The organism is Frankia sp. AiPs1 (genome assembly GCF_023716945.1).
Lineage (GTDB): Bacteria > Actinomycetota > Actinomycetes > Frankiales > Frankiaceae > Frankia.
This window is the reverse complement of record NZ_JAMQQF010001004.1, coordinates 1-1125: the sequence shown is the minus strand read 5'-3', so window position 1 is coordinate 1125 and position 1125 is coordinate 1. Positions and strand designations below refer to the sequence as shown.

The following is a 1125-nucleotide window of genomic DNA, read 5'->3' as shown; positions in this document are numbered from 1 at the left end:
GGCGCAGCGCCACCAGCGAGGCGGCGAGCCCGTGGCCGCCACCGAAGGCGACGACCGCCGGCTCCGGCCCGGCGCCGGTGTCCCCGGTGACCCCGGCCGTCCCGGTGACCACGGCGGTCCCAGCGGGCTTCGGCACGCTCACTCCCGTCCCAGATCGCGGTGCACGACCCGGACCCCGACGCCGTCGGCGGCCAGGCGCGCGCCGAGCTGCTCGGCCATCGCCACACTGCGGTGCTTGCCGCCGGTACAGCCGACCGCGAGGGTCAGGTACCGCTTGCCCTCCCGCGCGTAGCCGTCCCCGACCAGGCGCAGCAGGGCCGCGTACTGGTCGAGGAACTCCTGCGCCCCGGGTTGGGCGAGGACGTAGCTGCGCACCTGCGGATCCCGCCCGGTGTAGGGCCGCAGCTCCTCCACCCAGTGCGGGTTGGGCAGGAACCGGCAGTCGGCGACGAGGTCGGCGTCCAGCGGCAGCCCGTACTTGTACCCGAACGACACCACGGTGGCGTTGAGTCGGTTCGCGCCCGGCTGCCCGAACGCCGCATCGATCTTCGACCGGAGCTCGTGAACGTTCAGGTCCGTGGTGTCGAGGACGAGGTCGGCCTCGCCCCGCAGCTCGGCGAGCAGCGCCCGTTCCCGGCCGATGCCGTCGACCACGCGTTCGTCACTCTGCAGCGGATGCGGCCGGCGGACGTGGTCGAACCGCCGGATGAGCGCGTCGTCGCTGGCCTCGAGGAAGAGCATCCGGGGATGCATGCCGCGGGCGTCCAGCGCCGCGATCGCCGCCCGCAGATCGGAGAAGAACGCCCGGCCGCGGACGTCCACGACCACGGCGATCCGACTGACCGCGCCCCCGGAGCGGTGGCCGAGCTCCGCCATGGTGGACAGCAGGGCGGGCGGCAGGTTGTCGACGACGAACCAGCCGAGGTCCTCCAGGCACTTGGCCGCGGTGCTGCGCCCCGCGCCGGACAGGCCGGTGATGATGGCAAGATCGAGGGTAGGCGTGGTCATGACGGCCTTCCCGAGTCGGCGTGGTGCAGGGAGCGTGCCGCCGTGGCGACGAGGGCAGGCGGGGACACAGTGACTCAGTCAACCAGCAACGTGCCGCGCAGTCGGCGTGATCCGCCA

The 1125-nt window shown here is 73.3% G+C and carries 1 protein-coding gene; it reads right to left on the bottom strand.

Going from position 1 to position 1125, the window contains the following annotated elements:
- Positions 1–138: 138 nt before the first annotated feature.
- Positions 139–1008: an RNase adapter RapZ gene (gene rapZ / locus ND748_RS32480; protein ID WP_251750084.1), complete on the bottom strand. Its 870-nt coding sequence runs from the start codon at positions 1006–1008 to the stop codon at positions 139–141.
- Positions 1009–1125 lie beyond the last annotated feature (117 nt).

Bases quoted from the DNA above. Each gene is read 5' to 3' on its own strand.
- rapZ (WP_251750084.1), bottom strand. From the start codon at position 1,008: ATGACCACGCCTACCCTCGATCTTGCCATCATCACCGGCCTGTCCGGC.